This is a genomic window from Candidatus Poriferisodalis sp. (assembly GCF_965208485.1).
GTDB lineage: Bacteria > Actinomycetota > Acidimicrobiia > Acidimicrobiales > Poriferisodalaceae > Poriferisodalis.
Genome location: NZ_OZ242344.1, coordinates 1,078,576 through 1,103,145, shown reverse-complemented (window position 1 = coordinate 1,103,145; position 24,570 = coordinate 1,078,576). Strand labels below are relative to the sequence as shown.

The window sequence follows — 24,570 nt, the reverse complement described above, 5'->3', positions numbered from 1 at the left end:
ACCCCACCGGTGGATCCGGGCTAAGCCCTGATCCACCGGTGTGATGTGGGTGGGTGGTGTGGCGCGTCCACCAGAAAGGCCTCCTGAGGTGGCATTTTGCCGTTTGTGAGATCGCGGCGTGATGCCATGACGGGAGGCGCTTTCTGTGAGCACTGTAGTTGGGGGGTTGGACCGGATCGAGGCTGTGTTCGACGACGGGTCTGTGGTCGGCGACGCGGGGCTGGTGCTGGCGGGCACGCTGGTGGGTCGGCTGGGCTTGGAGGAGTTGATCGACGAGGCGGTGCGCCCGCCGGGGGCTGGGCGCGGGTCGGGCGCGAAGGCGCTCACGGCGGTGTGCTCGATGCTGGTGGGCGGGTCGTTCTTCGCTGACGCGGACCGGCTGCGGGCGGGCTCGGCTGGGGCGGTGCTGGGGTTCGCGCCGGTGGCGCCGTCCACGCTGGGGACCTTCGCCCGGTCGTTCGCGTGGGGTCATGTGCGCCGGCTCGACCGCGTCGGGGAGCTGGCTTTGGGCCGCGCATGGACTGCCGGGGCGGCCCCGGCGGCGAAGGCGGTCACGGTCGATGTCGACTCCACGCTGTGCGAGGTGCACAGCGACGCGAAGCACGGCGCCGCGTACGGTCACGGCGGGCGGCTGGGGTATCACCCGCTGGTCGCGGTCCGCGACGACACCGGCGAGATCGTGCACTCCCCGATGCGCAAGGGCTCCTCCCAGCGCGGGAACGCCGGCTTCGCTGTTGAGACCCTGTGCCGGGTGCGTCGCCTGGCGCCCGACGCGGCGCTGACGCTGCGCGCGGACGCGGGGTTCTTCTCCTGGGATCTGATCGACAAGCTCGAAGCGCACGACACCAGGTTCGCGGTCGCTGTCGCCCCCAACCCCAGCGTCACAGCGGCCGTCGCGGCCATCGGCGAGCACGAGTGGGAGCCCATCGACTACACCGACCACGGCGAAGCCCAAGTCGCCGAGGCCACGCTGACCAGCGGCCGACGCGCTGCGGGCAAGCCCAAGCGCACGGTCCGCCTCGTGGTGCGCCGCACCCGCCTCGTCGGCGACCAAGCCGAGCTGTGGCCGAACTGGCGCCACCACGCGTTCGTCACCGACATCGACGACGACGAGCTCGACACCAAAGCAGCCGACACCGCCTACCGCGCCCACGCCCGCGTCGAACAAGCAATCAAGGACCTCAAAGCCGGCGGCCTCGCCCACAGCCCCTCAGGACGGTTCGCGGCCAACGCCGCCTGGCTCGCCTTCGCCGTCCTCGCCCACAACATCGCACGCTGGACCGCGCGCATCGGCCGGGTCCACGAACCCCGCAAGCTCACCGTTGGGGCCACCATCGCCCGACGCCTGCTCAACATCCCCGCCCGGCTCGTCAACCGCAGCGGCCGACCCACCCTGCGGCTGCCCGCCAAATGGCCCTGGGCAGCCCAGTTCACCGCCGCGCTGCGACACATCCGCAACCTGCCCCAGCGCTGCTGAGCAAACCCCAGCGCCACGCAGCGCCGCGCAGCACACCCCAGGCGCAGCACACAAACCAACCCCCGAGCCGACGCCGACCAACCACGCGTCCGCCCAGCCCTCACCCCGCCCCCACGACAAACCGCGCCACCGACATCCCGCCCAACCCGACACCACCCACCCCACCGGTGGATCAGGGCTTAGAGCAGCCAATGCCGCCGCGGCTCACTGACGCAGTGTCGACACCCCCCTCGCCGAATTCCCGGCGGACTCCGGGCGCTCGGGCCGCACTACATTCCCGGGGCAACTCCCATGCTCGAAGCTCCGAGAAGGCCGCCACGGGTCCTAGAGCCAATGTGGAGATTCGCAAGAAATAATGTGGAGATTGCGAAGGCGTGTGTTGCGTCTGACTTCGCCGCGGAGTGTGGGGCAGGAAATGGTTCAAGTCTGGTTGTGTTCTCGCTGAGGAGCGAAGGAGCATCAGATGACGATCAGCGAGGGTCGGCGACGGCCCAAGAAGCTGTCCGCGGAGACGAAGTGGGAGATTTATCTGCAGGTCACGAGCGGGGCGATCACTCAGGCCGATGCCGCCCGCAAGTGGGGGGTGGACGTGTCGACGGTGATCACGATCCGGCGCACGGTCAAAGACGCTGCTTTGGCTGCGTTGTCCCGCAAGCCGGGGCGGCCTGGGGGGGAGCGGTACTGGGAGCTCGAAGAGGCCCAGGCGGAGATCGGCCGGCTCACCGAGGCGGTCAAGGCCCAAGCGATCGAGTTGGCGATCGTGCGGGGAGAATCCGGCTGGGACTGAGCGGGCCGGTCCCGGCGAGAGTCCCCGCCGAGGTGAAAGAACTGGTCCTCAAGACTGTCGACGACGCTGTCGCCGCCGGTTTGTCGCACAGGTGGGCTGCTGGGGTGTGGCAGGTCTCCGACGACCGGGTGCATCGCTGGCGGGCCCGCCGCCGCGAGCTGGGCACTCTCAGCGACCTTGCCCCGGGCGGCGCTGCGGTCCATGGGCTGCTGGGGTGGGAGATCGAGGAGATCCTCGCGGTCGCCGAGGAATGGGGGCCGACCGACCGGTCCCACCGCAAGCTCGCCCACCGAGGCTCCTACGAGGGCCGGGTATGGGTGGCGCCCTCGACGTTCCGGCGCGTTCTGGCTGCTCACGGCCTTGTGCCGGCTCAGCGGCCCCCGGTACCGAAACAGCCAAAGACGCCGTGGCCGCACTGGCTGGTCTGGGCGCCGAACCGGGTCTGGATCTGGGACGTCACCCACTTCGGGCGCGCCCGGCGCTGCGTGTTCGCCATCGTCGACATGGTCTTGTGTTGCGTCTGATTTCGCGCGACGGGTTCTGAGTTTTTTCGAGCAGCGTCGGTCAGGGTTGGCGGTCTCAGCGCAGGAGGCTGCCGATGACCGCTCCGCCGGGCCGGAGACCGAGGAAGATGCTCACAGCGGAGCAGAAGTACGACTTGTGGGTGCGGATGCTGACTGGGCAGATCACCCAGGCCGAGGCGGCGGCGGAGGCCGGCGTGGATCGGTCGGTGGTGTCTCGTTTGCGTGCGGTGGCACGCGACGGGGCGATCGCTGCGTTGGGGGCGTCGAAGCCTGGGCGGCCACGCCGGACGCGGGCCGAGGCGTCCGAGGCGGCGGCGTTGCGGGCGGAGGTGGAGCGGCTGGGCCGCACTGTTGTGGAGCAGGCCGTGGAGCTGGCGGTGCTGCGGGGAAAAACGGGCTGGGGATGAGCGGCCCTGTTCCCGCCCGCGTCGATGGGGCCGCCAAGGAGTGCTTGCTGGGGCTGATCGACGACGCCACCGCAGCGGGATGGACCCACGGCCGGGTGTGCGCGGTGCTGGGCATCGATCGGCGCCGGGCGTGGCGCTGGTCCCGGCGCCGCGACGCGGGGCAGCTCGATGACGCCCGCCCCGGGGGCCGTGCGGTCCATGGGCTGCTGGGGTGGGAACGCGACGAGATCGTGAAGCTGTTCGACGAATGGGGCGACGTCGACCGGTCCCATCGCAAGCTCGCCCACCGGGGCTCCTGTCTGGGCCGGGTGTGGGTGTCGCCGTCCAGCGTGGACCGCGTTCTCGCAGGCCACGGCCTCGCCCTGGCAGGCGTGCCGCGCCCCAAGCGGACGGCTCGCTCGCCGTGGCCCGGCTGGTGCGAGTGGCGCCCCAACCAGCTGTGGTGCTGGGACGGCACCCAGTTCCCCCGATGCCGGCCCGCCAAGCACGCCTACGCGATCGTTGATGTCGTGTCCCGCAAGTGGATCGCCGCCCACCTCACCGGCACCCCGGACTCGGTCGCCGCTCGAGTGCTGTCCGCCGAAGCGCTCCAAGCCGAGGGGCTGCTCACCGACGAGATCGCGGCCCGCTTGGCCGATCCCGACGCCGAGCCGCCTCAGCACGACGACATCCCGCTGCTGCTGGCGCTGTCGGACAACGGCCCCGAGATGCGCGCCGGCGACACCGCCCGCTTCATGGCCGCCTGCTCGATCGCCCAGCACTTCGGCCGCCCATCCACGCCCACCGACCAAGCCTGGATCGAGTCACTCTTCGGGCACCTCAAAGACGAGCACCCCTACCTCGACACGCTGGACCGTCCCGCCGATCTCGCCCGGGAGCCCGAACGCGTCCGGACCCACTACAACGAGAACCGGCTGCACGAAGGCATCGGATACGTCACCCCCCAAGACGAGCACCAAGGCCGAGGAGAACAGATCCGCCGAGCCCGCCGAGACGGCCTCCGACAAGCCGACGCCCAACGCCGCCACGCCCGCCGAAACCGACCACTGCCATGACCAACCCAACACCACCGCCAGCACGCCGACGCTGCTTGAAAAACCCGGCAATCTGTCGCGAAAAGTCAGAAACACCTCAACAGCCCAGCACCCCAACCGAACACCCCACACCCCCTACCCCCCAACGCACCACCCACCCCGCGGCCGGCCCCGTCGCGCCCCCACACCCAAACCCCGACCGCCCAACCCCGCCACCGGCCCCCATCACCTCGCGTTCTTCAGCGTCAGTTGCCTCGCTCACCCGCCCTCCCAGGCCGTCCCGCTCCGTACTGCCCCGAACCTAGGCGCGCGCCGCCTGTTCCCGTGCGATTCCGCCGCTTCGTTTCTATTCCGGTTCTATTCGGGGGTACCTACAAGTGTTCGTTGCAGCGTTCTGACCTGCGGTTTCGCTCTTTGGGGCGCGGTTGCTCGTTCTATTCCGGTTCTATTCGGGGGTACCTACAAATGTTCGCAATACGCCTCTGGCCCGGAGCATCGCGTCATGGGCAGGGTGCTCGGGTTCCATTCAGGGAGTGTCGAGCAGCCAGAACGAACCTCGGCCGTGACCCTCGACCCGAACGAGGCCCATTTCTCGCAGTTCGACGAGCGCTTCGCGCACGTCGGCTGCATCGGCCATGAGCGCATCGGCAAGCTCGCCCCGCGAAGCAGGGCCGACGATCAGCGCCGACAGCACCGCCGCTTCGAGCTTGGAGACCTCCACGCTCGTCCCGTCCGGCCTCAGCCAGTGTCCCCAGCGCGGCACGCTGCAGGCGACCGACGCAGCGCCGGCCACAAAGACCGGGCGGCCGAGGCCTTCCTCGGCGCACCTTCGGATCATGCGCAACGTTCCCGAGCCCAGCTGCTCGACGATGCCTCGCCGGTACAGGCAGCCGAGCATCACCGGATTCCACGGGTGCGAACTGTGCGGCACGTACAGGTCAGCGGGGGTGAGGCCAAAATGCAGCTGACCGGGCGACGACACCTCGAGGCGGTCGGCATACAGCCGTACTTGCACCAGTCCGGCAACTGCGTAGTCGCGATGGCCGAAGGCGTTGGCCAGTGCCTCACGCACGACGGCCCGCGGGATCTCCGAGTCGGTCTCGGACTGCAGGCCGCTGCCGATCTGTGTACGCCAACTCAAGTGCCGGTCGCAGAACGCCATTGCCTTGCGCAGTGAGGCGTACACGTTGTCGTTCACGAGCACATCGTCGCGGAGCTCGTCTGCAAGCTCTGTGCCGTCCACGACCACGAGCCGGCAGCCGAGTGTCGGGTAGCGACCGCCTAACTCCCCGACACGTCCGAAGAGCGCGATGGCACCACGGTTCGGCAAGCCTTCGCCATCCAAGAGGCCGAGCGCCAGCAGCACGTCAGGCACCGAGGCATCTGCATCGAAAGCAGCACGCCCCGCTGCTATGGCGTCGTCTCGAAACTGCTGCACTTCGCGTTCGTCGACTGCTTCGAAGCCGAGTCCCGATGTCTCGAGTTCCCACCGCGCCGTGCCGTGAACCCGTTCCAGCACCAGCGACAACTGGGTCTCCTCGGGCATGTCGAGGGTCGCAGCCCCAGCGCGCACATAGTGACGACCGCGATAGGCGTATGGCTTGCGCGTGCCGGACGGAACCCCTGCCACGATGACCTCGCGGCCGGCACAGTCGGGGAGAGGGACTCGATCAATCGACGGGGGATACCGCGGGTGAATCTCCTGGCATGCGTTGGTGATGTCAGTGAGGGTGTCTTCGCCTACCTGCTGGCCAGTGACGTTGCCCTTCGGGTTGACCCCGAAGATCACCTGGCCGCCCCGGCCGTTGAGCATCGCCGAGAGCGTCTTGACTGCCTCGTGCCGCTGGCCCGTGGTCGCCTTGAACTCGACGGTCTCGGACTCGCCTCGCTGAGCGAGGCGCTCAATCTCCTCGGGCGTCATCGCCTGCCAGTATCGCCGCAGCGCTGATCGGTCCGCGGCACCAGGTCGCGCGGGCGACGGCTGCACCCGCTCATGTCGGTTGCACAGTCATCCGCGGATGATCCCCGCCGACGAGTCCGCGATCCTGCGTTCTCGCTTACCCCGTTCTATTCCGGTTCTATTCGGGGTACCTACAAGTGTTCGCAACAGCGTCCTGACCTGCGGTTTCGCGCTATGGACTATCGCTGCTGGTTCTATTCCCGTTCTACATCCGTTCAATTAGCAGGGATTATCATCTCACATTCTCGATGATATAATCGATTGTATGAGTGAATCAGCGCCGGCTCTGGCTCCGCTCTTCAGGTCCGACCAGCAGTTTCGTCTCCTCGGCGTTCTGTTTGCGGGCACTGGTGCAGAGGTCTCCATCGGGGAACTCGCGGAACGCGCAAGCGTCGCGCAGGCAACCGCAAGTCGAGAAGTAGCACGCTTGGAGCAGCACGGTCTCGTGGTGACTCGCCTACTGGGCCGCAACAGGCTGGTCAGCCCCAACTGGAGCCTCCCGTGGGCGCCCGAACTGCGCTCCATCCTCATGCAAACCGTCGGCGTGGTGGGACGCCTCGGCGATGCGCTTCGGGGGATCGACGGAGTCCACGAGGCGTTCGTATTCGGTTCGTGGGCTGCGCGACTCGAAGGTGAACCGGGTCCGTTCCCAAATGACGTCGACGTTGCAGTGATCGGCACGGCGTCGCTGCGGACGATCCGCCAGGCTTGCCGCAAGGTGGAGCAGGACCTTCGAGTTGATATCAACCCCGTCGTGATTGATCAGACGAGCTGGGACTCCGACGCGCCGGAGCCATTCGTCGCGCACATCAAGGAACACCCGCTGGCAGGCTGCTGAAGAAGAAGGCAGTTTCGAGCGTGCCTGCAACTCTCTGACCTGCGGTTCTGCCTTGGCGATTCCGCGATTTGGCGCATTCTTCAGCTGCCTGCTGGGGTGCTTTCTTGCGCCGAAATTCCGGCTCGGATCCGCAACGCAGGAACTAGCGTCCTGACTTCGCCAGCCGACCTCGGGATGCACCACGACAAGTACGGTGAGCACGCGTCTTCTCTTCCTCGATCACTCAGGTAAGCCTGATGCGAGCCATCCCTCGCGCGCCGTCGTGCTCGGCGGACTGTCGATTCCGTCGGTGCATGTGCCGTCACTCGCACGAAGGTTGCAGTACTCCAAGACCGGCCATCATGACCGATCACTCGCAACCACCAATGGAGTTCGCCCACCGATAGAGCTTGCCCTGCTTTGGACAGATTCATCGAAGCGCAGCCCGTCGCGCCGTCGATTACCGCTGTGCTGCAGCCCAGCTTGAAGCACTTCCTGGAGCCATGCGCAAGCGCCGAGAGCGCGGACCTGCTGAACCGAGTGCTGCGTAGCCGCCGCCGGGTCGTTGAGATCGCGCACGCCAAGGGCGCCAGCAACGTGCGCGTTGTCGGATCAGTCGCTCGTGGGGAAGCGCGCAACGACAGTGACATCGACGTTCTGATCACCGCAGTTCCCGGGGCGAGCCTCTTCGATAGTCGCTGACTTGTAGATGGAACTGGAGCAATTGCTCAACGCACCTGTGCACGCTGCCACTGATGGCGGCATGACCGACGAGGAGCGCGAGGCAGTGGACGCCGAGGCAATCGCACTCTGAGGGGTGTCGCTGCGTCGCGTCATTTCCGAACAGGTTTCCCGCTCCGTCGTTGAGGTTCGTCACACTCTCGAGTTTGGAAACTGGCTGTTCGGCATGGGCAATGCGAAATTCATGGGGTCCATGGGTTGCGGAGGTGCTTGAGCTACGCTCGCCGCAAGGCTGATGCCGCTACCGGTCCGGGGTCTTGAGTGAACGAGATCTATCTCGACTACAACGCGTCCGCACCCTGCGATCCGCGGGTGACCGAAGCGGTGGCGAAGGCCATGACCGACGGGTTCGGTAACGCATCGTCGGCTCATCGGTTCGGCCGGCGGCAGGATGCTGCTGTCAGCGACGCTCGCGAACAAGTGGCCGAGCTTGTGGGTGGGTCACCCAGTGGGGTGATCTTCACTGCGGGCGCGACAGAAGCCAACAATCTGGCGCTCGGCGGATTTGCTGCCGCTGATTCTGAGACCCTGAGTCGCGCCCAATCGACACTCGTGACCTCGGCGGTCGAGCACGCATCCGTGGGTCGGACGGCCGAGGCGCTCGCCGCAGCCGGCCGCTGCCATCTGCAGATCGCGCCCGTGACGCCGGGCGGCTTCGTCGACTTGGAGGCGCTGGTAAGCATGGTGCAGGCGACCGAGGGCGGGCTGCTGGTGTCGGTCATGGCCGCCAACAGCGAAACGGGCGTCCTGAATCCGATCGCCGAGATTGCCAACCTGGTTCACGAAGCCGGTGGGCTCTTCCACTGTGACGCGACGCAGATGGTGGGTCGCCTGCCGTTCGATATGACGGCGCTGGGGTGCGATCTCGTTTCGCTCAGCGGCCACAAGGTCTGCGGTCCGACGGGCGTGGGAGCGCTGGTGGGAACCCGGGAGGCGCTCGCGACCTTGCGTCCGGCAGTGTGGGGCGGCGGCCATGAACGCGGCCTTCGCTCGGGCTCACTGAACGTGGCGGGAATCGTCGGATTGGGAGTCGCAGCCGAGATCGCTGGCGATGAGCAGCCGACCGAGGCCGAGCGACTGGGCGCGTTGCGTGACCGGTTCGTGGCCGCGCTGGAAGGCGAGCTGGCAGACGTCGTGCAGAACGGCGATGTCGAGCGACGCCTGCCCAACACCGCGAACCTGCGATTCAGCGGAGCAGACGCTGACGCTGTGCTAGTGAACATGGATCCCGTCGCAGCGTCGGCGGGGAGCGCCTGCAGCACGGGCGCCATCGAGCCCTCGCCCGTGCTGACGGCGATGGGGCTCTCGCGGGATGCGGCCTTTGAGTCGGTCCGGTTCAGCCTTGGCCGCTTCACGACTGCTGCCGAAATCGAAGTCGCCGCCCGAGAGGTTGTCACAGCCGTTCGTTACGTTCGCCTCATGACCTCCGAGGTGGCATGACATGCAGTTGAGCGAAGCAGCACAGCCGGTGTTCGCACGCCACGAGACCTTCCACCCTCGCTACGGCTGGTTCAGGAAGGCCTACGTCGCGGCGTCACGCGACCCTTACGTGTTTGCGAGCGAAGACGCTCCGGTGCGACTGGGTGTCGGCAAGAACATGGTCCGGTCGATTCGCTTCTGGGGACTGGCCGCGAAGGTCGTCACGGAAACGCCTGATCCCGAAGCGGCATCGAATCGCAAGCCGAACATCGTCGTGCCGACCCGGTTCGGAGAGGCGCTGTTCGGCGATGGCGGCTGGGACCCGTGGATGGAAGACCCAGGCACGCTGTGGCTGCTGCACTGGCGGATGCTGGCTCAGCCGTGCAGGTTGCCTGTCTGGTGGCTGGCGCTCTGCGACTTCAATGCGGTTGAGTTCGAGCTGGAGGACCTCAACAGGACCGTCATGACACAGCTGCGCGCCGTGCCGGACTGGAAGGAGCCGAGCGAGTCCGCAGTCCAGAAAGACCTCAGCGCATTCATGCGCACCTACGCACCGACCGCGCGTGTCGGCAGGGAAACGCTCGACGATGCTGCCGACTGCCCACTGCGGGAACTGCGCCTGGTCGGCCGCTCCGAGGCAACGGGAGCCCATCGCTACAAGCTGGGTCCGAAGCCGACTCTGGCCTCAGCGGTCGCGACGCACGCCGTGCTCGACTGGATCGCACGCATCGGATTGACAGGTCAGACGATCACGCTCGAACGAATTGCGGCAGAACGAGGCTCGGCGGCGAGTGTCTTCAAGCTGAGTGCCGCCGACCTGCTTGTCGCATTGACTCCCGCAGTTGAAGCCTCGAACTCACTCGACCTAGCGACGCCCACCGGGGTACCCCAGCTGTCGTGGGAAGGAGATGCGGCGGCGGTTGCTGCCGATCTGCTGTCCGAGCACTTTGCCGCCACCCCTGCAGTTCCAGTCGCGGGGCTGAGGGGCGATAAGCCGGTGGACTACACAAGCGACTCAGCCGACAGCGACGAGCCGGAAGACACATTGACCCGTCTTGACGCTCTGCAGCAGAAGCGCAACCCGGGGAGACGACGGTGACGACCTTGGCCGACGTCCTGACTGTGCGAAGCCAGTTCGCCCGGTCGGCAAACTTCGAACGCGACGCTGAGAGCGCTGAATCCCTCGACGGATATGTCGTCACAGCGCGAGCGCTCGACGTAGTAGGTCGTGTCGCCGACACGGCCGCAGGGCCGGCCGGAGGCGCCTGGTCCGTCACCGGTCCGTACGGCTCAGGCAAGTCGTCGCTGGGTCTCCTGCTCGACGCGGCCTTCGGGTCGCCGGGTATCGCGCGTGAACGCGCGCTCGACAAGATCTCCGAAGCCTCGTCGGCCGCCAAGGAGGCGGTACTTGAGGCACTGTCGAATCACCAAGCCCGTTCGCACGGCTTCTATCGGGCGCTGGTCACCGCAGATCGTGAACCGGTGGCGCGCACCGTATTGCGCGGGCTGCATCGTGCCGTGGTGCGTCGCCACGGCACGATTCCCGGTTCTGCCGAATTCCCGGCTTCTTCGGTGCTCAAGCTTGCTCAGCGACGCGCAGGCCGGAAGGAGGACCCGGTCGATCCATCAGTCAGCGAACTGGTGGACATCGCAAGCTGTATGGCCTCGCGGGCGCCGCTGCTCATCGTCATCGACGAATTCGGGAAGAACCTCGAGGCAGCCCGCGACAACGAGTCAAGCGACACCTACCTCCTGCAGCGACTGGCCGAAGCTGGCCAGGGCTTTGGCTTGCCGATCTTTGTCGTCACGCTCCAGCACCTGTCGTTCGAGGAGTACCTCGCGGATGTCGATGACCGTCGACGCCGCGACTGGGCCAAAGTGCAAGGTCGATTCGTGGACATCGCATTCACCGAGTCGGCAGCTCAGACGCGTGCGTTGATCGCTCAAGCGTTTGATGTGGGTGAAGAAATCCGTCTGCGAATCGACGATTGGGCCGAGTCGCATGCGCAGGCACTTGCGTCCGCGGGTATCGCCGATCTCAGCGATCCCGCTGCGATCGCTTCATGTTGGCCGCTGCATCCAGTCTCGACATTGGTGTTGCCCGAGCTGTGCAATCGGTTCGGCCAGCATGAGCGGACGCTGTTCTCATTCCTGGCTGGCAATGAGTCCGGCACGGTCGCAACGCTTGCTTCTGGCATCGACATGGACGCTGCAGGTGAGCTCCCGTCGATCGGCCCTGAGGCTGTGTACGACTACTTCATGGGCACCGATGGTGCCGGTGTGAGTGTCACCGGTCGCTCAAGTCGATGGATGGAAATCGCGAGCCGGCTGCGTGATGCCAATGGCCTTACTGACGCTGAGCAGCGTCTCGCCAAGTCGGTCGCGTTGCTGAATTTGGTGTCTGCATCCGGCGCAGTCAGGGCCAGCGCATCCGTGCTTCAGCTCGTCGATCCTGAATCGAGCGCGGTGCTTTCCGGCCTCGAGCAGCGAGGCCTAGTGACATACCGGGCCTTTGCTGACGAGTATCGAATCTGGCAAGGCACTGATGTCAACGTCGTTGAGCTGACGGCAGCGGCGCATGACCGGATCGCCGACCAGCCATTGCACCGAGTACTGGAGACTGCCCACGCGCTTGAGCCCATGGTTGCTGCTCGTCACAGCGCTCAGAACGACACCGTTCGGTTGTTCAGGCGCCGCTTCGCTAATGGTGATGAGACGGTTGAGCCACCCGCTGCACTCGACAGTGTCGACGGTGACCTCTTGCTCGTCACCAACGCCGAAGGCGAGATTCCGACGTTGTCGGACACGGTGCTGGGTTCGTTTGCTGCTGCCAGAAACGCATCGCGTCAGGAATGGAATCTGCGTTCCAAGCCCGTTGTCGTCGCTCTGCCCGACGATGTCGGCGAGCTTGATCGCGCTGCGCGTGAGGTAGCGGCTCTGAGCGATGTGCTTACGGCGCCGCAAGTCGAGGCCGATTGGGTGGCTCGCCGCGAAGTCGGAGAGCGACTGGCCTCGGCAAGATCGCAGTTGGACGCGGCCGTCTCACAGGCATTCAGCACTAACGCCTGCCGCTGGAAGCTGCTCGACAGCGGAGTAGGCGTGCCCCTGAGGCCAGGCCGGGGGAGCGCGCCGCTCTCGGAAGCGGCAGACCTCGCCTACCCGTATGCACCACGCGTGCCAAACGAGATGCTGAATCGCTCTGATCTGACCTCACAAGGCGCAAAGGCTCGGAAAATCCTGTTGACAGCCATGATCGAGCACGGCGTCGAGTACCGGCTCGGTCTCAAGGGTTACGGGCCCGAAGTTGCGATGTACGAGGCTGCGTTGAAGCACGCAGGATTGCATCGCCCCCAAAGGGTTGGCGGCGATCTGGCGTTCGGCAAGCCGCGAATCCGCAGCAACAGCAAGGTCACTGAGGGCCTCAAGCAGATTGAGCAGATTCGCTTCGCACCGGTCTGGGGGGCGATCGAGGGCGCGTTTGAGTCTGCGAAGAAGGCGCGACTCAATGTCCGGGACCTGTACCTCACGCTGGCTCTGCCGCCGTACGGCGTCAAGGCCGGCGTCATCCCCGTCATCGTCACGGCAGCTCTGTTGGCGCGAGCTGACCGAATCGCGATCTACGAACACGGCACCTTCCAGCTCGGCCTCTCTCCGGAGCTGTCCGAGCGCATGGTTCGCAACCCTGAGCACTTCGAGATCAAGCACTTCGCGAACATCTCGGGCCGCCGCCGCGATGCGCTCGACGTGCTTGCGGATCGGTTCGGCATCGACGCGGGACTCGGTGGTCGCCGGGTTGGCAACGTGCTCGCCGTAACTCTCTACCTAGCCGGACGGATGCGCGGCCTTGAGCAGTGGACGCGCCGAACGTCGCATCTGTCGGCCCATGCGCTCGCAGTCCGAGACGCCCTGAACGAGGCAACGGAGCCCGATGTCTTGCTCTTTGAGCTCTTGCCCGTCGCTCTCGGTTATGCGCCCATCGCACCGGGTCGCAAGGGCGCAAAGACGCGACAGGTATCACGGAAGGGCGAATTTGACGCTTTTGCCGACAGGCTTGCCCGATGCATCGACGAACTCACTTCTCGCTGTCGTGTGATGATCGGCGAGCTTCGCGACGAATTGCTCGCTTCCGCAGGTGAACGCACGCGGCTCGCGGTTAGCGGCCCGGCCGCAGGTCTCGTCGATGAAGTACTCGATCGCGAGATGCGCGCGTTCATCTTGACGTTGTCAAACGAGGTGTACGACGACGATTACGACTGGATGGCATCCGTCGTGACGGTGGTCGCCAAGAAGGCACCAACGGAGTGGAGCGATGACGACCTGGCGAGCGTGCGGTCAGAGCTCCCGCGCCGGCTGGCGGCGTTCAACCGCCTCAGAGCACTGCACGCCGAGCACCGAGCCGTTGGAGGAACGCCATTCAACGCCCTGCGAATAGCCGTTACGCATCAATCTGGTAGCGAGGCTGTGCGACTCGTCGACGTGGCTCAAGACGAAGACACGCTCGTGAGAGACGCTGTCTCGCGAATGCTCGGGGACCTGACCGGGAAAATCGGTTCCCCCCAGCGGGCTCTCCATGTTGTACTTGCCGATCTTGGCAAGCGGCTCCTCGAACAGGGCGACGCAATCGACATCGGCCCGTCTCAGGACTCGATGCCATGGGAGGCGGCCGGTCATGGCTGATCAGACACGTCACATCTGTGGCATCTCAGGTGGCAAGGACTCGAGCGCGCTGGCGCTGTACCTGAGGGATCGCGTGCCCGAGATGGAGTACTTCTTCTGTGACACCGGTGCAGAACTGCCTGAGACGTACGAGTTCCTCACCCGGCTCGAGGTCATCTTGGGCAAGCCGATCGCCCGCCTCAACTCTGAGCGAGGGTTCGACCACTGGTTCGAAGTCTTCCGTGGCGCTCTGCCGTCGCCTCAGATGCGTTGGTGCACGAAGGTGATGAAGATCAAGCCCATCGAGGCGTGGATCGGCGACGAGCCTGCAATCTCGTATGTGGCCATCCGTGCCGACGAAGCCAACCGCAAGGGCTACATCTCGACGAAGCCGAACATCGAGAGCCGCTTCCCGTTCGTCGAGGACGGCGTAGACCACGACGGAGTCATGAAGATCCTCGACGACGCCGGAATCGGTTTGCCCGACTACTACGAGTGGCGAACGCGCTCGGGTTGCTACTTCTGCTTCTACCAACGCAAGGCCGAGTGGGTCGGCCTCGCTGAGCGCCACCCGGAGCTATACGAGCGCGCCATCGCTATCGAGCAGAAGGTGCTTCTCGACGCCGGTGCCGACGGGGACGCTGATTTCAGCGAACGTGCGATGTCAGGTCGCCAGTACACGTGGAGCGGCGGCGAAACCCTCGTGCAGTTACGGGACCGACGAGACGACATACTTGCCAAGCACCAAGATGCGCTCGCCCGGGCCAAGTCTGCCCGGCGCAACCTTCCGCTCATTCAGGTGCTCGCTGGTGCTCTCGACGAAGATGACGACGCAGGTGCCTGCACGGTTTGTGCCCTGTAGACATGCATTTCGAACCGGGCGTACGCCCTGAGGAGCTTCTCAGCAGCGTGGACGATCGCCTCGCGAGTCGTCTGTTGCCGCCGGGTGCGTACCGATTGATGCGTACGTTGCAGCCAAGTCTGCTTGAGGGGCCGGATAGACCTCGAACGTTGGCGAGGCTCTTCTCCGCCGAGACGGCAATTGACGACCCCATACGGCGTGGCGACGTTCTAGGTCTTCTGCCCGCAGCCAAGAAGGCGGAACTTGCTGAACGCCTCGGATGTGGGGTAGACGAACTGGGCGATCCCCTCAGTGCCGCCCAGCGCCGGGCAATTCTCGGATTCTTGGGGATCGCCACAACTCCCGAGACGGCAGTGGTCGGTGCTTCGCCACCAGACGTCGTCGAGTCACGTCGGAGCCTGTTTCCCCATCAGAAGCGAGTTGCATCGCGGGTCGAGCAGTTCCTCTATAGGGAGTCGGGCCGAGTGATGCTGCATCTCCCGACGGGCGTCGGGAAGACCCGGACGGCGATGAGCATCGTCGCAACACACCTACGCCAGCGGTCGGACGGGCTAGTTGTCTGGCTGGCCGCCGGCCGTGAACTGCTCGAGCAAGCGGCCGAAGAGTTTCAGGAAACGTGGACGGCTGTCGGGGACAGGCCCGCTCCTTGCCTCCGATTCTGGGCCGACCACAGCCCCAACATCGAGGACATCACCGACGGCATTGTCATTGCAGGCTTAGCAAGACTTCACTTCTATGGGCGCGAACGCGAGAGAATCTGGAACCTTGGGGATCGCACGTCGCTTGTTGTGTTCGACGAGGCCCATCAGGCCGTAGCGGCGACATACATCGATCTCGTTCAGACACTGGTCACCCGTAATCCCAAAACAGGCCTGCTGGGCCTCAGCGCCACGCCGGGGCGAACGTGGGCCGACATTGATGCTGACCTTGTTGTGGCTGAACTGTTCGACCGAAACAAGGTCACGCTGGAGTTTGGTGGGGCGAATCCGATCGAGAAACTGACCGCGGACGGCTACTTGGCGCAAGTCAGCTTTGACCTGCTGAATGTCGAGCCAGGGTTGGCCTTGGCTGCGGAGGATCTGCGCATCCTGCAAGCCACGCTCGACATCTCTGACGAAGTCAGCGAATCACTCGGCGATGACGAGCAGCGCAATCTTCGGATCGTTCAACGCCTGCTGGAGATGGTCGAAAGACACGATCGAGTATTGGTGTTCGCAGCTTCGGTCCGCAACGCGTCGCTTTTGGCCAGCGTTCTACGAGCGCTCGGAATCGACGCAGACGCGATCACTGGTACGACCGAAGCAGGACAGCGCGCCCGTGCGATCAGCAAATTCAAGCGGGCTGGAGGGAAGCGAGTCCTCGTCAACTACGGCGTGCTGACCACTGGTTTCGACGCTCCCTCGGCCAGCGCCGCCCTCATTGCTCGGCCCACCAGGTCGCTCGTGCTCTACAGCCAGATGGTAGGACGAGTGATTCGTGGTCCCAAAGCGGGCGGAACGGAGACATGTGAGGTCGTCACAGTCGTCGACACAACGATGCCCGGCTTCGGTGATGTAGCCCAGGCGTTCATGAATTGGGAGGACATATGGACGGTGTAGCGGAGCAGCTCGACTTCTCGGTGGTCTCACCAGCACTGACCATCGAAGCGCTGCGGGACTCGGGTTACAAGGACACCGATCATGCGCTAGCGGAATTGATCGACAACTCAATTGAGGCCAATGCGGCGCTCGTCGAGCTGATCGCCTGCGAGGTGCCACCAGATCCCGACCAGCCGTACTCGCGGGCTCGCGTCAACGAGATAGCGGTCGTCGATGACGGCGACGGGATGGACCCGGTGACACTGCGTCGCGCCCTTCGGTTCGGTGACGGGACACGGCTCGACCGCCGCACCAGAGGAATCGGACGATTTGGCGTAGGGCTTCCAAATGCCTCGATCTCACAATGTCGGCGCGTTGACATTTGGACATGGAGGAATGGTCCTGACAATGCAATGCGGTGCCACCTCGACCTTGACGCTGTGCGAGCCGGCCAAGGAGACATCCCCGAACCGGTTCCGGCCCCGGTACCTGATCGCTGGCGGGCGGTATCGGAGGCGACGTCGGGTACGTCGGGCACTTTGGTCGTGTGGTCACAACTTGACCGGGTCCGATGGAGAGGCGGCGAAAAGACCCTCGAGCGCACCGCCGAACTCTGCGGTCGCGTGTACCGGAAGTTCTTGAGCGGATCGATGCGGTCGATCGAGATCTCACTGAAGCTTGCGCGAGAGAAAAGCGACGAACTTGAACTCGTTGGGGAGCCACGTCTGTGCCCGCCGAACGACCCGCTGTACTTGATGGCCGGATCATCAACGCCTCCACCGTTTTCCGACAGGCCGATGTTCCAGCTATTCAATGAACGCAACTGGACTATCGAGGTGCGCGACTCCGACGGCGAACTCGTTGGAGGCGAAGTGCAGGTGCGATGTGCCTTGGCAAGGCCCGATGCGATCAACGAGAAGAAATCTGACGTTGCCTGGCCGAAGTCATACCCCAAGGCTGGCGACGCGCCGTGGGGCAAGCACGCTGACCGCAACAAGGGTGTGTCGATCGTCCGGGCTGGACGTGAACTTGAGCTCAGCCAGTCATGGGTGAACAGCTATGAGCCCGAGGAACGGTGGTGGAGTGTTGAGGTCGAGTTCGATCCACTTCTCGACGACATTTTCGGCGTAGTCAACAACAAGCAACATGCTCACGCCTTCGTGTCCGGCGCGGGTTTCGAGTGGGAGGAAGTCGCCGACCCTGGCGAGACGCTTTCCATGTTTCGGGAGCGCCTGATCGAGACATCAGATCCGCGCGGTCATCTGCTTGAGATCTGGGATTGGATCGACGATCAGATCAGCCAAATGCGCAAAGAACGCAAGGCGATCATGAAGGGCACGGGTCCAAGCGGTGGGTCCCGACACCCGACAACCGGCGAATCCGTCGAAGACATCGCGACCAACGTCATCAAGGATCAGAGCGAGCAGGGTGTGAAGGGCTCGACTGACGTCGCGCCGAAGACGAGCGACGAGGAAAAGATCGCCGACATAGCGGAATCGGCACAGCAGGTCCGCGTGGATCCTCAGATCGCCAAGCAATGGGCCGAAGAGACGGTCCACAGTGGCCGGCGCATCCTCATGAAGGGTGCAACGCTTGGTCACGATCACGCATTCTTCGATGTTGAATCCGTCAACGACGTGATTGAGGTCTGGGTCAACGACAAACACCCCGTGTACGCACATCTCATCGAGGTGCTTGACGATGAGACCAGCGGCCAGTCCCTTCAAGAACTTGTCGACCGCCTCGAGAAGGCCAGCTTCACGCTGCGCATGATCATGATTGCTTGGGCCCGCTACGAGGACAAGACGCCACCCGATCTGAAAATGACACTCGAGGATCTGCGTATGGACTGGGGTCGAGAAGCGCGGGACTTCCTTCGAACGATCGAATGACGCGACCCGGCGAGGCAGTTACCGCCCTTTTGGGATCGGCCGAGGAGACATGCTTGATCGTCGCGCCCTTCATCCGGTCTAGTGCGTTGCAGGCCGTGCTCGAAGCTATTCCCGAGGACGTCGAGGTCTCCATCGTTACGCGATGGCGACCCCTCGACCTCCTTGCCGGCGCGAGCGATCTCGACGTGTTTGACGTCGCCGCCGCGCGCAATATTGCGCTCTATCTGCGTTACGACCTACACGCCAAGGTTTTTGCGGCAGATCGCAATTGCCTCGTTGGCTCGGCGAATGTCACTGAAACTGCCCTCGGGTGGCGTGATCCTGCAAATCTTGAGCTCCTAACTGTGGCCAGCCGCGATGATTTCGAGATAGCGGCCTTCGAGGAGGAACTGTTTCGGCTGGCAATCCGAGCAACCCCGGAACACCGAGACGCCATGAAGCGCCTCGTCGCCGATCTGGCCGATGTCGTGCAACCGCTGCCAGACGCGGAGGTCGCGACGGAGGATCTCGCCGCGGGGTTGATGTCGGGAAACTGGATTCCGCGCTCAAAGAACCCTGAGGATTTGTACGCCGTGTATCGGGGGGAGCCTGATGCGGTTGGTCGTGCGGGTTTGCCGGGCATGGAAGCAGAATTGCTGCACATGGGCTTGCCCCCCGCATTGCCGGAACCGCACTTCAACTCGTGGGTGCGCGCAGCAATCGGCCAAAACCCTCTCGTGGCCGAGGTCTTGCGCCTCATCGACGAGAACGGTGCAATTGACGAGTCCGAGGTCGGTGCGACATTAGAGACCTTGGGATCTGCCTACGCGAGCGAGGCCCCCGCCGAAGTCCTAGAGGTGCTTCGTCGCTGGTTCAACCACTTCATGGCCGATCATTTTGAGACGAAGCAAGACTCGATTCGCCTCGTCAGAACCAGATCCATCTAAGGCAGCGCTGCACTGTCGGGCGTCCGAACTCGACTGCCGACTCAGCCCGCTGTTCACCCGAGTTGTTCGACGAATTCTGCGACGGACAGCACTGGGATGCCGTAGTCGCGGGCCTTGCGAGCCTTGCCTGAGCTGCTTGATGCGTCGGCTGCAACCAGCAGGTCGCAGTTCTTCTTGGTGACCGAGCTGACTGGGACAAGTCCGGCCAGCGCTGCCAAGCGCTCCAGCACGTCTCGTCCGACGGCTTCGCCCCCGATGGTCGCTGTGCCGGTGAAGCAGACGCGGGTGCCTTCCGCCAAGGCGACGGAAGGCTGAGTCTCGGTCACCTCTGGGATCGTCGCATCGGTGATGTCGAGCGCTAGCGCGATGCGCTCCATGAGTTCATGCTCTTCACGGGTGATGATGTGGTCGCGTTGTGCCGCGGCAACGATGGAGTCGAAGTAGGCACGATGCGCTTGGTCGATTTGCCGCTGGTTGATGCCGAGATCTTGCGCTGTCTCCAGCAGTTCGCGTCGTTCGGTGTCGGTGACGATGTGGTCGTCGAGTACCCAGTCGAGCAGGTCGAGATAGCTCAAGAGCGCCTCGTCGGAGAAGGGGTAGTGGGCACGCGACACGGTCCGAACCATGTCGTTGGTGCTTGCGGCGCCGCTCGGGCGTCGGAGCGTTCTCGGTCGAGAGCCTTGTTCGATGTAGCCGATGCGGCATGCCTCGGCACTGTTGCTCGGCAGCGCATCATCGTCGAGCAGCAGCGACGCGAGCTGTGCAGTAGCTCGCGCGTCCGAGAGCGCACGATGCTGGTCGGCATGGGCAATGCCGAAGCTCTCGCAAGCCAGTCCGAGCTTCTGCGACGTGGCGCGCAAGGTGCAATATCCCGCTCCGGGATCAAATGCGGTTCCGAGGCGCTGGAACTCTTGACCAAGCAACCGGGCGTCGAACGCCAGATTGTGCGCCGCCAGAACGGTCCCCTGCAGACGCCGGCCGAGCGCTCCTGCCACTTCCTCGAAGGTCGGGGCCGCGGAGACCATCGATGCGGTGACGCCGTGCACATTGACCGGGCCCACATCACGTTCAGGATTGACGAGGGTGTCGATCTCGTCCACCACCTGCCCGGTGTCGATGTCGACTTCGACAGCTGCGAACTCAACGATTCGGTCGTGTCTGCCGAAGCCGGTTGTCTCACAGTCGATGGCGACGATCCGTTGCTGAAGTGACATGGCTGACCTCGCCTGCTTCAACGCTGATTGAGCAAAGTTGATTGTGTTGGCTGGCTGAGTCTGACATTGCCGCCGTGCGCCAGCAAAGCCGGTGGCTGCCGCGGCTGGCGAAGGGTGGCTGCCGATTTAGGGGCTCAGGCGTTGCCCACCGACTCGGAGAGTCCCGGCTGTGATGCTTCCTGCGAGTCGTGCTTGTACAGCGCTGAGGCCAGCAGACCTGATGGCACGGCGACCACGCCGAGGCCGATCAGCACGATGAAGATGCTGAGCAGCTTGCCGCCGAAGCTGAGCGGCTGATAGCCCTCGGCGCCGGCGGTCAGCGACAGCACTGCCCAGTAGAAGCTGTCGAAGATGCTGACGTACAGCGTGTCGGGCTGATCGTGCTCGAGCTCGTAGATGCCCACCGATGCGATGAACATCAGAATCCCCGAGGCCGACACATACACCAGCAGCTCGTCGGCGATGTCCCGGAAGGCTGCACGAAAGCGGTCGAGTGCGGCGCTGCCTCGCACCAGCTTCACGACGCGGAACACTCGCAGCAGTCGCAGCAAGCGCAGAGAGGTGCCGGCCGGGACGTTCGCGAAGCCGCCGAGCACCGCTAGCAAGTCCACGATGCCGTAGAAGGAGAAGACGTAACGCCACGCAGACGGTGCGAGGGCGATGCGCAACACGTACTCGACGGCGAACAGCACCCAGATGACGAGTTCCAGTGTCCACAGCCATCCCGGCAGGCCACCGTCAGCTGCGGTGTAGTGCGTGTCGGCCACCAGGGTGGCCATCGAGAGCACGATGACGACACTGATGAACACGTTGACCCGACGGCCGCGCCGGGTGTCCAAATCGAAGATCTCCCGCACGCATCGCTCCTCTCGCTGCCGCCGTGGGGTGCGAGTCTGGCAACTCCGTCCCACGCTTGGACGACTGCTGGTGGCTGCTGTGGCGCTGTCGGCGGCGGTGCTCCCGACGGGTGAGCGCGCCCCGGTCCGTGACCGCGGCGTGGTGCTGGTTCGTGCGTTGTTGACGGCGGCAGGGGGCGGTGAGGCGTGCAGCGATATCGAAGGGCTGAGAGCGCAGCGGGAGCTGTTCGGCGGCGCGGCGTCGGACTCGACGCTGTGGCGGGTGATCGCCGGGCTGGGCGCGGGCGGTCCGGCGGTGCTGCTGGGCGCGGCTGGGCGGGTGCGCGAGCGGGTGTGGGCGGGCGGGGACCGCAGCAGCGCTCTGGTGGTCGGCATCGACTCGACGCCGGCGGGTGTGAGTCCGCGGAGTGATCGGTGGGGCCGGTAGTGGTTGTAGTCGTGTCGTCGGTCCTCGATGACGACTCGGGCTTCGAGGAGATTGGCGAAGTCCTCGATGTTGAGGCATTCGTCGCGGAGCCGGCCGGGTAAGGACTCGATCCAGCCGTTCTCCCATGGAGCTCCGGACTCGATGTAGGCGGTGTGGGTGCGGGAGGCTCGACACCAGTCGCGTAGTGCGTCGGCGGTGAGCTCGGGGCCGTTGTCCATGCGCAGCCGCTTGGGCGCTCCCCGTGTGGCGGCGATCTGGTCGACGACTCCGACGACCCTGTCGGCGTCGATGCTGTGATCGACCCAGATGGCCAGGGCCTCGCGGGTGAACTCGTCGATGACGTTGAGCAGCTTGAGGCGGCGCCGGGCGGCGGTCTCGTCGAACTGGAAGTCCAGCGCCCATACATGGTTGGGATGCTCGGCGCGCGGCTTCGCCGCGGCACCGTCGCCGAGCCGCTGCCGCTTGCGCCGCTGGGGGCCAGGACGCTGCAGTCGGTGGGCGCGCCACAGCCGCAGGGTGCGCTGGGGGTTGACGGCCAAGCCCTCTCTGGCGGCGATGTCGTGGGCTTTGCGCCATCCCCAGCGAGGATGGGACCGCGCGAAGCGGCACAGCCACTCCCCATAGGCGACGTCCGCGTCCGCCCGAACTGCTGGAGGACGCCGCTGGGCCGAGCGATGCTGACCCGCCACCGCGCACGCCCGGCGCTGCGACACCCCGAACCGGTCCTGGAGCCGCACTGCAGCGGCCCGACGGCGGTCCGGGGTCACCATTTTCCCTCGGTGAGGTCCTTGAGCATCGCCTTGTCCAGCTCGGCCTCAGCGAGCAGCTTCTCCAGCCGGGCGTTCTCGGACTCAAGCTCCTTGAGGCGCTTCACATCAGCGACCCTCATCCCGCCATAGGCGCTGCGCCACCGACTCCAAGCGGACTCGGTGATCTCCAACGCTCGCAGCACCGAGTCCAGCTCCTCGCCGCCGTTCAGACGCTTCTCGCCCTCGCGCAGCTTGCGAACCGCCTGCCCGGGCGTATGACGCCTTCTCCTCATCGTGGTCATCCTCCCATCCACCGGGAATCAGACCCACAACTCATGGACCCAAACCCGGGACCCCTGTCAGCCCTACGGCAGCGATTCCTACGAGTTGGCCGACGGCAGCAGCCAGACCGCCGAGTTCACCGGTGCCCGGCTCGAGTTCATGGACTCGGATGCCTTCGTGCGGGTGGTGTACGGTCCGCCGGGCTGCGAGCCGCTGCTCGGTGTGCTGGCGCTTGAGCCGACGCGATTCGAGGTGGATCCGGTCAGCCAAGAGATCAGACGCACCAAGCGGCCTCGCCTCTGAGGCACCGCGGTGATGACGACCGGGGCCTCGCGGTTGCGCTAGCTGGCTGGGCGAATGTCGAGGTGGGTCTCGATGCGGGCCAACCGGTCGGTGTGATCTAGCAGCACCGCGTTGATGGCATCGAGCCGTGTGTTGACCGCTTCGAAACGTGCGTCGGTGTCTTCGCGGAAGCCGGCCATCTCGCTGCGCAGGGTGCCTGCTTCGTTGTTCATGTCGCTGCGCAGGGTGCCTGCTTCGTTGTTCATGTCGCTGCGCAGGGTGCCTATCTCGTTGTTCATGTCGCTGCGCAGGGTGCCTATCTCGTTGTTCATGTCGCTGCGCAGGGTGCCTATCTCGGTCTTCATGTCGCTGCGCAGGGTGCCTATCTCGGTCTTCATGTCATCGCGCAGCGATTGGATGTCGCTACGCAGCGTGTTGAAGCCGGCGACAGCGAGCAGGAAGACGCCGGCGATGAGCGCACCGAGGACGGTTGTCAGCACGGGGACGAGCAACCGGCGATTCGCGGCGTCGAGGCCGCTCGTCTGCTCGGACGGCTGCCTGATTGCGGGCACAGGTGCCGTCGATGGCGACTCGGTGTCGGAGTCACCTTCTGTCGTCATGGTTGCGATGGTAGTCATGCAGCCTCCAAATGCCGACCATGACCAAGGTTCGTCAATTGCCAGTTAATCTAGATATATTTCAGCCACAAGACCAAGCGACTATCGAGTGCCGTGCATCCCGTCGTTACTGGCGACGTCGCCCGTGTGCGCTGCTGTCGCGTTGCGCTTCCCTGTCGATCGCAGCGAGACCTCCTCGTTACTCGGCGCGGACGCGGGCGGCCAGGGACGCGCTCGGTGGGTACTGTGGCGCCGCCGTCGGCGGGGGTCGGCGTCGGGCCGGCAACGGCGCAATCCAAGGAAACGAGGAAGCCATGGAACTTGGCGAGGCAGCACTGACGTCGATGACGACGAGGTACTTCACAACCGATCCGGTGTCGGACGAGACGCTGGAGCGGGCGTTCGACTATGCGCGGCATGCGCCCCAGGGCGGCAACCGCCAGCCGGTGCGGTTCATCGTGGTGCGCGACGAGGCGAAGAAGCGGCAGCTGCAGGAGTGGTACCTGGAGCCGTGGAAGGCCTACCTGGGCATGGCCCGGTCGGGCGACATCGAGATCGTCGGCGAGAGGGCCAACCGCCTGCTTGACAGCGCTGACCACTTCGCGGAGCACTTCGCCGAGGTGCCGGTGATCGTGGTGGCCTGCGGCTACCTCGACGGCGTGCATCCCACCGACACCGAGCTGGGACGGCTCAGCGTCGTGGGCGGCGGCTCGATCTACCCGGCCGTGCAGAACTTCCTGCTCGGCTGCCGTGAGGCCGGCCTGGGCACGGCGCTCACGACGCTGCTGTGCATGTACGAGCCGCAGGTCGCCGAGATGCTGGACGTTCCCGAGGGCGTGGCCACGGCGGCCCACATTGCCGTCGGCTACCGGTCCACGCCGTTCCCGCGCAAGCTGGACCGCCTGCCGCTGTCGGAGATCGTCTTCGACGAGACCTGGGGCAACCCGACCTACTAGTCCGTACAACAACAGAACCACTCGACGGGTGCATGCCATCGAGTTGTGACGTTGCGGTGTCATAGTGAAGAGATGCGAACGACACTCGACCTAGACGACGATGTGCT

General features: G+C 65.0%; 20 protein-coding genes and 2 pseudogenes. 17 read left to right on the top strand and 5 right to left on the bottom strand.

Translation table 11 applies throughout. From position 1 onward, the window contains the following. Positions 1–145 precede the first annotated feature (145 nt). From ACOGXQ_RS04960 to ACOGXQ_RS04940, 5 genes are all read left to right on the top strand, one after another. Positions 146–1,477, top strand: a complete 1,332-nt coding sequence (locus ACOGXQ_RS04960; RefSeq protein ID WP_419946331.1) for an IS1380 family transposase — start codon at positions 146–148, stop codon at positions 1,475–1,477. A 463-nt stretch (positions 1,478–1,940) separates the two neighbouring features. Beyond that, entirely contained in the window at positions 1,941–2,264 is a 324-nt protein-coding gene (locus ACOGXQ_RS04955) for a hypothetical protein (protein WP_419946330.1), read from the top strand. Positions 2,265–2,296: 32 nt separating this feature from the next. Beyond that, positions 2,297–2,788, top strand: a complete 492-nt coding sequence (locus ACOGXQ_RS04950; RefSeq protein WP_419943787.1) for a hypothetical protein — start codon at positions 2,297–2,299, stop codon at positions 2,786–2,788. A gap of 74 nt (positions 2,789–2,862) precedes the next feature. Continuing rightward, complete coding sequence (locus ACOGXQ_RS04945; RefSeq protein ID WP_419943765.1) at positions 2,863–3,195, top strand: helix-turn-helix domain-containing protein; 333 nt, start codon at positions 2,863–2,865, stop codon at positions 3,193–3,195. Further along, complete coding sequence (locus ACOGXQ_RS04940) at positions 3,192–4,250, top strand: transposase (RefSeq protein WP_419946329.1); 1,059 nt, start codon at positions 3,192–3,194, stop codon at positions 4,248–4,250. Before ACOGXQ_RS04945 ends, ACOGXQ_RS04940 begins: the two co-directional genes overlap by 4 nt. A 505-nt stretch (positions 4,251–4,755) precedes the next feature. Here the strand turns inward: ACOGXQ_RS04940 and ACOGXQ_RS04935 are convergent. Continuing rightward, positions 4,756–6,150 carry an RNA-binding domain-containing protein gene (locus ACOGXQ_RS04935; protein WP_419946328.1) on the bottom strand — a complete coding sequence of 465 codons (1,395 nt, stop codon included), beginning with the start codon at positions 6,148–6,150 and terminating at the stop codon, positions 4,756–4,758. 304 nt (positions 6,151–6,454) lie between these two features. Between ACOGXQ_RS04935 and ACOGXQ_RS04930 the strand changes: the two genes are divergently transcribed. The 10 genes and pseudogenes from ACOGXQ_RS04930 (at position 6,455) to ACOGXQ_RS04885 (ending at position 19,079) form a co-directional block, all read left to right on the top strand. Further along, on the top strand, positions 6,455–7,027 hold the full coding sequence (locus tag ACOGXQ_RS04930) for a MarR family transcriptional regulator (protein WP_419946327.1): 573 nt from the start codon (positions 6,455–6,457) through the stop codon (positions 7,025–7,027). 399 nt (positions 7,028–7,426) lie between these two features. Then, entirely contained in the window at positions 7,427–7,708 is a 282-nt protein-coding gene (locus ACOGXQ_RS04925; RefSeq protein WP_419946326.1) for a nucleotidyltransferase family protein, read from the top strand. 300 nt (positions 7,709–8,008) lie between these two features. After that, complete coding sequence (locus ACOGXQ_RS04920; RefSeq protein WP_419946325.1) at positions 8,009–9,187, top strand: cysteine desulfurase family protein; 1,179 nt, start codon at positions 8,009–8,011, stop codon at positions 9,185–9,187. A gap of 1 nt (position 9,188) precedes the next feature. After that, positions 9,189–10,265, top strand: coding sequence for a DUF4007 family protein (locus ACOGXQ_RS04915; protein WP_419946324.1), 1,077 nt, complete (start codon positions 9,189–9,191; stop codon positions 10,263–10,265). After that, positions 10,262–13,843, top strand: coding sequence for a hypothetical protein (locus tag ACOGXQ_RS04910; protein WP_419946323.1), 3,582 nt, complete (start codon positions 10,262–10,264; stop codon positions 13,841–13,843). Before ACOGXQ_RS04915 ends, ACOGXQ_RS04910 begins: the two co-directional genes overlap by 4 nt. Further along, positions 13,836–14,684, top strand: a complete 849-nt coding sequence (locus tag ACOGXQ_RS04905) for a phosphoadenosine phosphosulfate reductase family protein (protein WP_419946322.1) — start codon at positions 13,836–13,838, stop codon at positions 14,682–14,684. The genes ACOGXQ_RS04910 and ACOGXQ_RS04905 overlap by 8 nt, the downstream gene beginning before the upstream one ends. 47 nt (positions 14,685–14,731) lie before the next feature. Further along, a complete protein-coding gene (locus ACOGXQ_RS04900) occupies positions 14,732–16,282 on the top strand; it encodes a DEAD/DEAH box helicase (RefSeq protein WP_419946321.1) in 1,551 nt (516 codons plus the stop codon). Further along, positions 16,270–16,731 (top strand): annotated as a pseudogene (locus ACOGXQ_RS04895) (ATP-binding protein); the annotation flags it as partial. The gene ACOGXQ_RS04900 and the pseudogene ACOGXQ_RS04895, both read left to right, overlap by 13 nt. Before the next feature lie 180 nt (positions 16,732–16,911). After that, positions 16,912–18,153, top strand: coding sequence for a hypothetical protein (locus ACOGXQ_RS04890; RefSeq protein WP_419947456.1), 1,242 nt, complete (start codon positions 16,912–16,914; stop codon positions 18,151–18,153). A 53-nt stretch (positions 18,154–18,206) separates the two neighbouring features. Next, positions 18,207–19,079 carry a phospholipase D family protein gene (locus ACOGXQ_RS04885; RefSeq protein WP_419946320.1) on the top strand — a complete coding sequence of 291 codons (873 nt, stop codon included), beginning with the start codon at positions 18,207–18,209 and terminating at the stop codon, positions 19,077–19,079. A 53-nt stretch (positions 19,080–19,132) separates the two neighbouring features. On the opposite strand, the gene ACOGXQ_RS04880 is transcribed toward ACOGXQ_RS04885, so the two are convergent. From ACOGXQ_RS04880 to ACOGXQ_RS04870, 3 genes and pseudogenes are all read right to left on the bottom strand, one after another. Next, a complete protein-coding gene (locus ACOGXQ_RS04880) occupies positions 19,133–20,293 on the bottom strand; it encodes an exonuclease domain-containing protein (RefSeq protein ID WP_419946319.1) in 1,161 nt (386 codons plus the stop codon). Positions 20,294–20,427: 134 nt separating this feature from the next. Beyond that, positions 20,428–21,525 (bottom strand): ion transporter, encoded by a 1,098-nt coding sequence (locus ACOGXQ_RS04875; protein ID WP_419947339.1) that lies wholly within the window; start codon positions 21,523–21,525, stop codon positions 20,428–20,430. 15 nt (positions 21,526–21,540) lie between these two features. After that, a pseudogene (locus ACOGXQ_RS04870) lies at positions 21,541–22,628 on the bottom strand (IS3 family transposase); the annotation flags it as partial. On the opposite strand from ACOGXQ_RS04870, the gene ACOGXQ_RS04865 reads away from it, so the two are divergent. Further along, a complete protein-coding gene (locus ACOGXQ_RS04865) occupies positions 22,621–22,911 on the top strand; it encodes a hypothetical protein (RefSeq protein ID WP_419946318.1) in 291 nt (96 codons plus the stop codon). The pseudogene ACOGXQ_RS04870 and the gene ACOGXQ_RS04865 sit on opposite strands and share 8 nt — an antisense overlap. 38 nt (positions 22,912–22,949) lie before the next feature. On the opposite strand, the gene ACOGXQ_RS04860 is transcribed toward ACOGXQ_RS04865, so the two are convergent. Further along, a complete protein-coding gene (locus tag ACOGXQ_RS04860; RefSeq protein ID WP_419946317.1) occupies positions 22,950–23,510 on the bottom strand; it encodes a hypothetical protein in 561 nt (186 codons plus the stop codon). A 311-nt stretch (positions 23,511–23,821) separates the two neighbouring features. On the opposite strand from ACOGXQ_RS04860, the gene ACOGXQ_RS04855 reads away from it, so the two are divergent. Beyond that, positions 23,822–24,463, top strand: coding sequence for a nitroreductase family protein (locus ACOGXQ_RS04855; RefSeq protein ID WP_419946316.1), 642 nt, complete (start codon positions 23,822–23,824; stop codon positions 24,461–24,463). Positions 24,464–24,570: the final 107 nt, after the last annotated feature.

Bases quoted from the DNA above. Each gene is read 5' to 3' on its own strand.
- ACOGXQ_RS04890 (WP_419947456.1), top strand. From the start codon at position 16,912: ATGCGGTCGATCGAGATCTCACTGAAGCTTGCGCGAGAGAAAAGCGAC.
- ACOGXQ_RS04940 (WP_419946329.1), top strand. From the start codon at position 3,192: ATGAGCGGCCCTGTTCCCGCCCGCGTCGATGGGGCCGCCAAGGAGTGC.
- ACOGXQ_RS04930 (WP_419946327.1), top strand. From the start codon at position 6,455: ATGAGTGAATCAGCGCCGGCTCTGGCTCCGCTCTTCAGGTCCGACCAG.
- ACOGXQ_RS04880 (WP_419946319.1), bottom strand. From the start codon at position 20,293: ATGTCACTTCAGCAACGGATCGTCGCCATCGACTGTGAGACAACCGGC.
- ACOGXQ_RS04875 (WP_419947339.1), bottom strand. From the start codon at position 21,525: ATGCCGACCACCAGAGCGCTGCTGCGGTCCCCGCCCGCCCACACCCGC.
- ACOGXQ_RS04945 (WP_419943765.1), top strand. From the start codon at position 2,863: ATGACCGCTCCGCCGGGCCGGAGACCGAGGAAGATGCTCACAGCGGAG.
- ACOGXQ_RS04860 (WP_419946317.1), bottom strand. From the start codon at position 23,510: ATGACGACAGAAGGTGACTCCGACACCGAGTCGCCATCGACGGCACCT.
- ACOGXQ_RS04905 (WP_419946322.1), top strand. From the start codon at position 13,836: ATGGCTGATCAGACACGTCACATCTGTGGCATCTCAGGTGGCAAGGAC.
- ACOGXQ_RS04915 (WP_419946324.1), top strand. From the start codon at position 9,189: ATGCAGTTGAGCGAAGCAGCACAGCCGGTGTTCGCACGCCACGAGACC.
- ACOGXQ_RS04855 (WP_419946316.1), top strand. From the start codon at position 23,822: ATGGAACTTGGCGAGGCAGCACTGACGTCGATGACGACGAGGTACTTC.
- ACOGXQ_RS04955 (WP_419946330.1), top strand. From the start codon at position 1,941: ATGACGATCAGCGAGGGTCGGCGACGGCCCAAGAAGCTGTCCGCGGAG.
- ACOGXQ_RS04935 (WP_419946328.1), bottom strand. From the start codon at position 6,150: ATGACGCCCGAGGAGATTGAGCGCCTCGCTCAGCGAGGCGAGTCCGAG.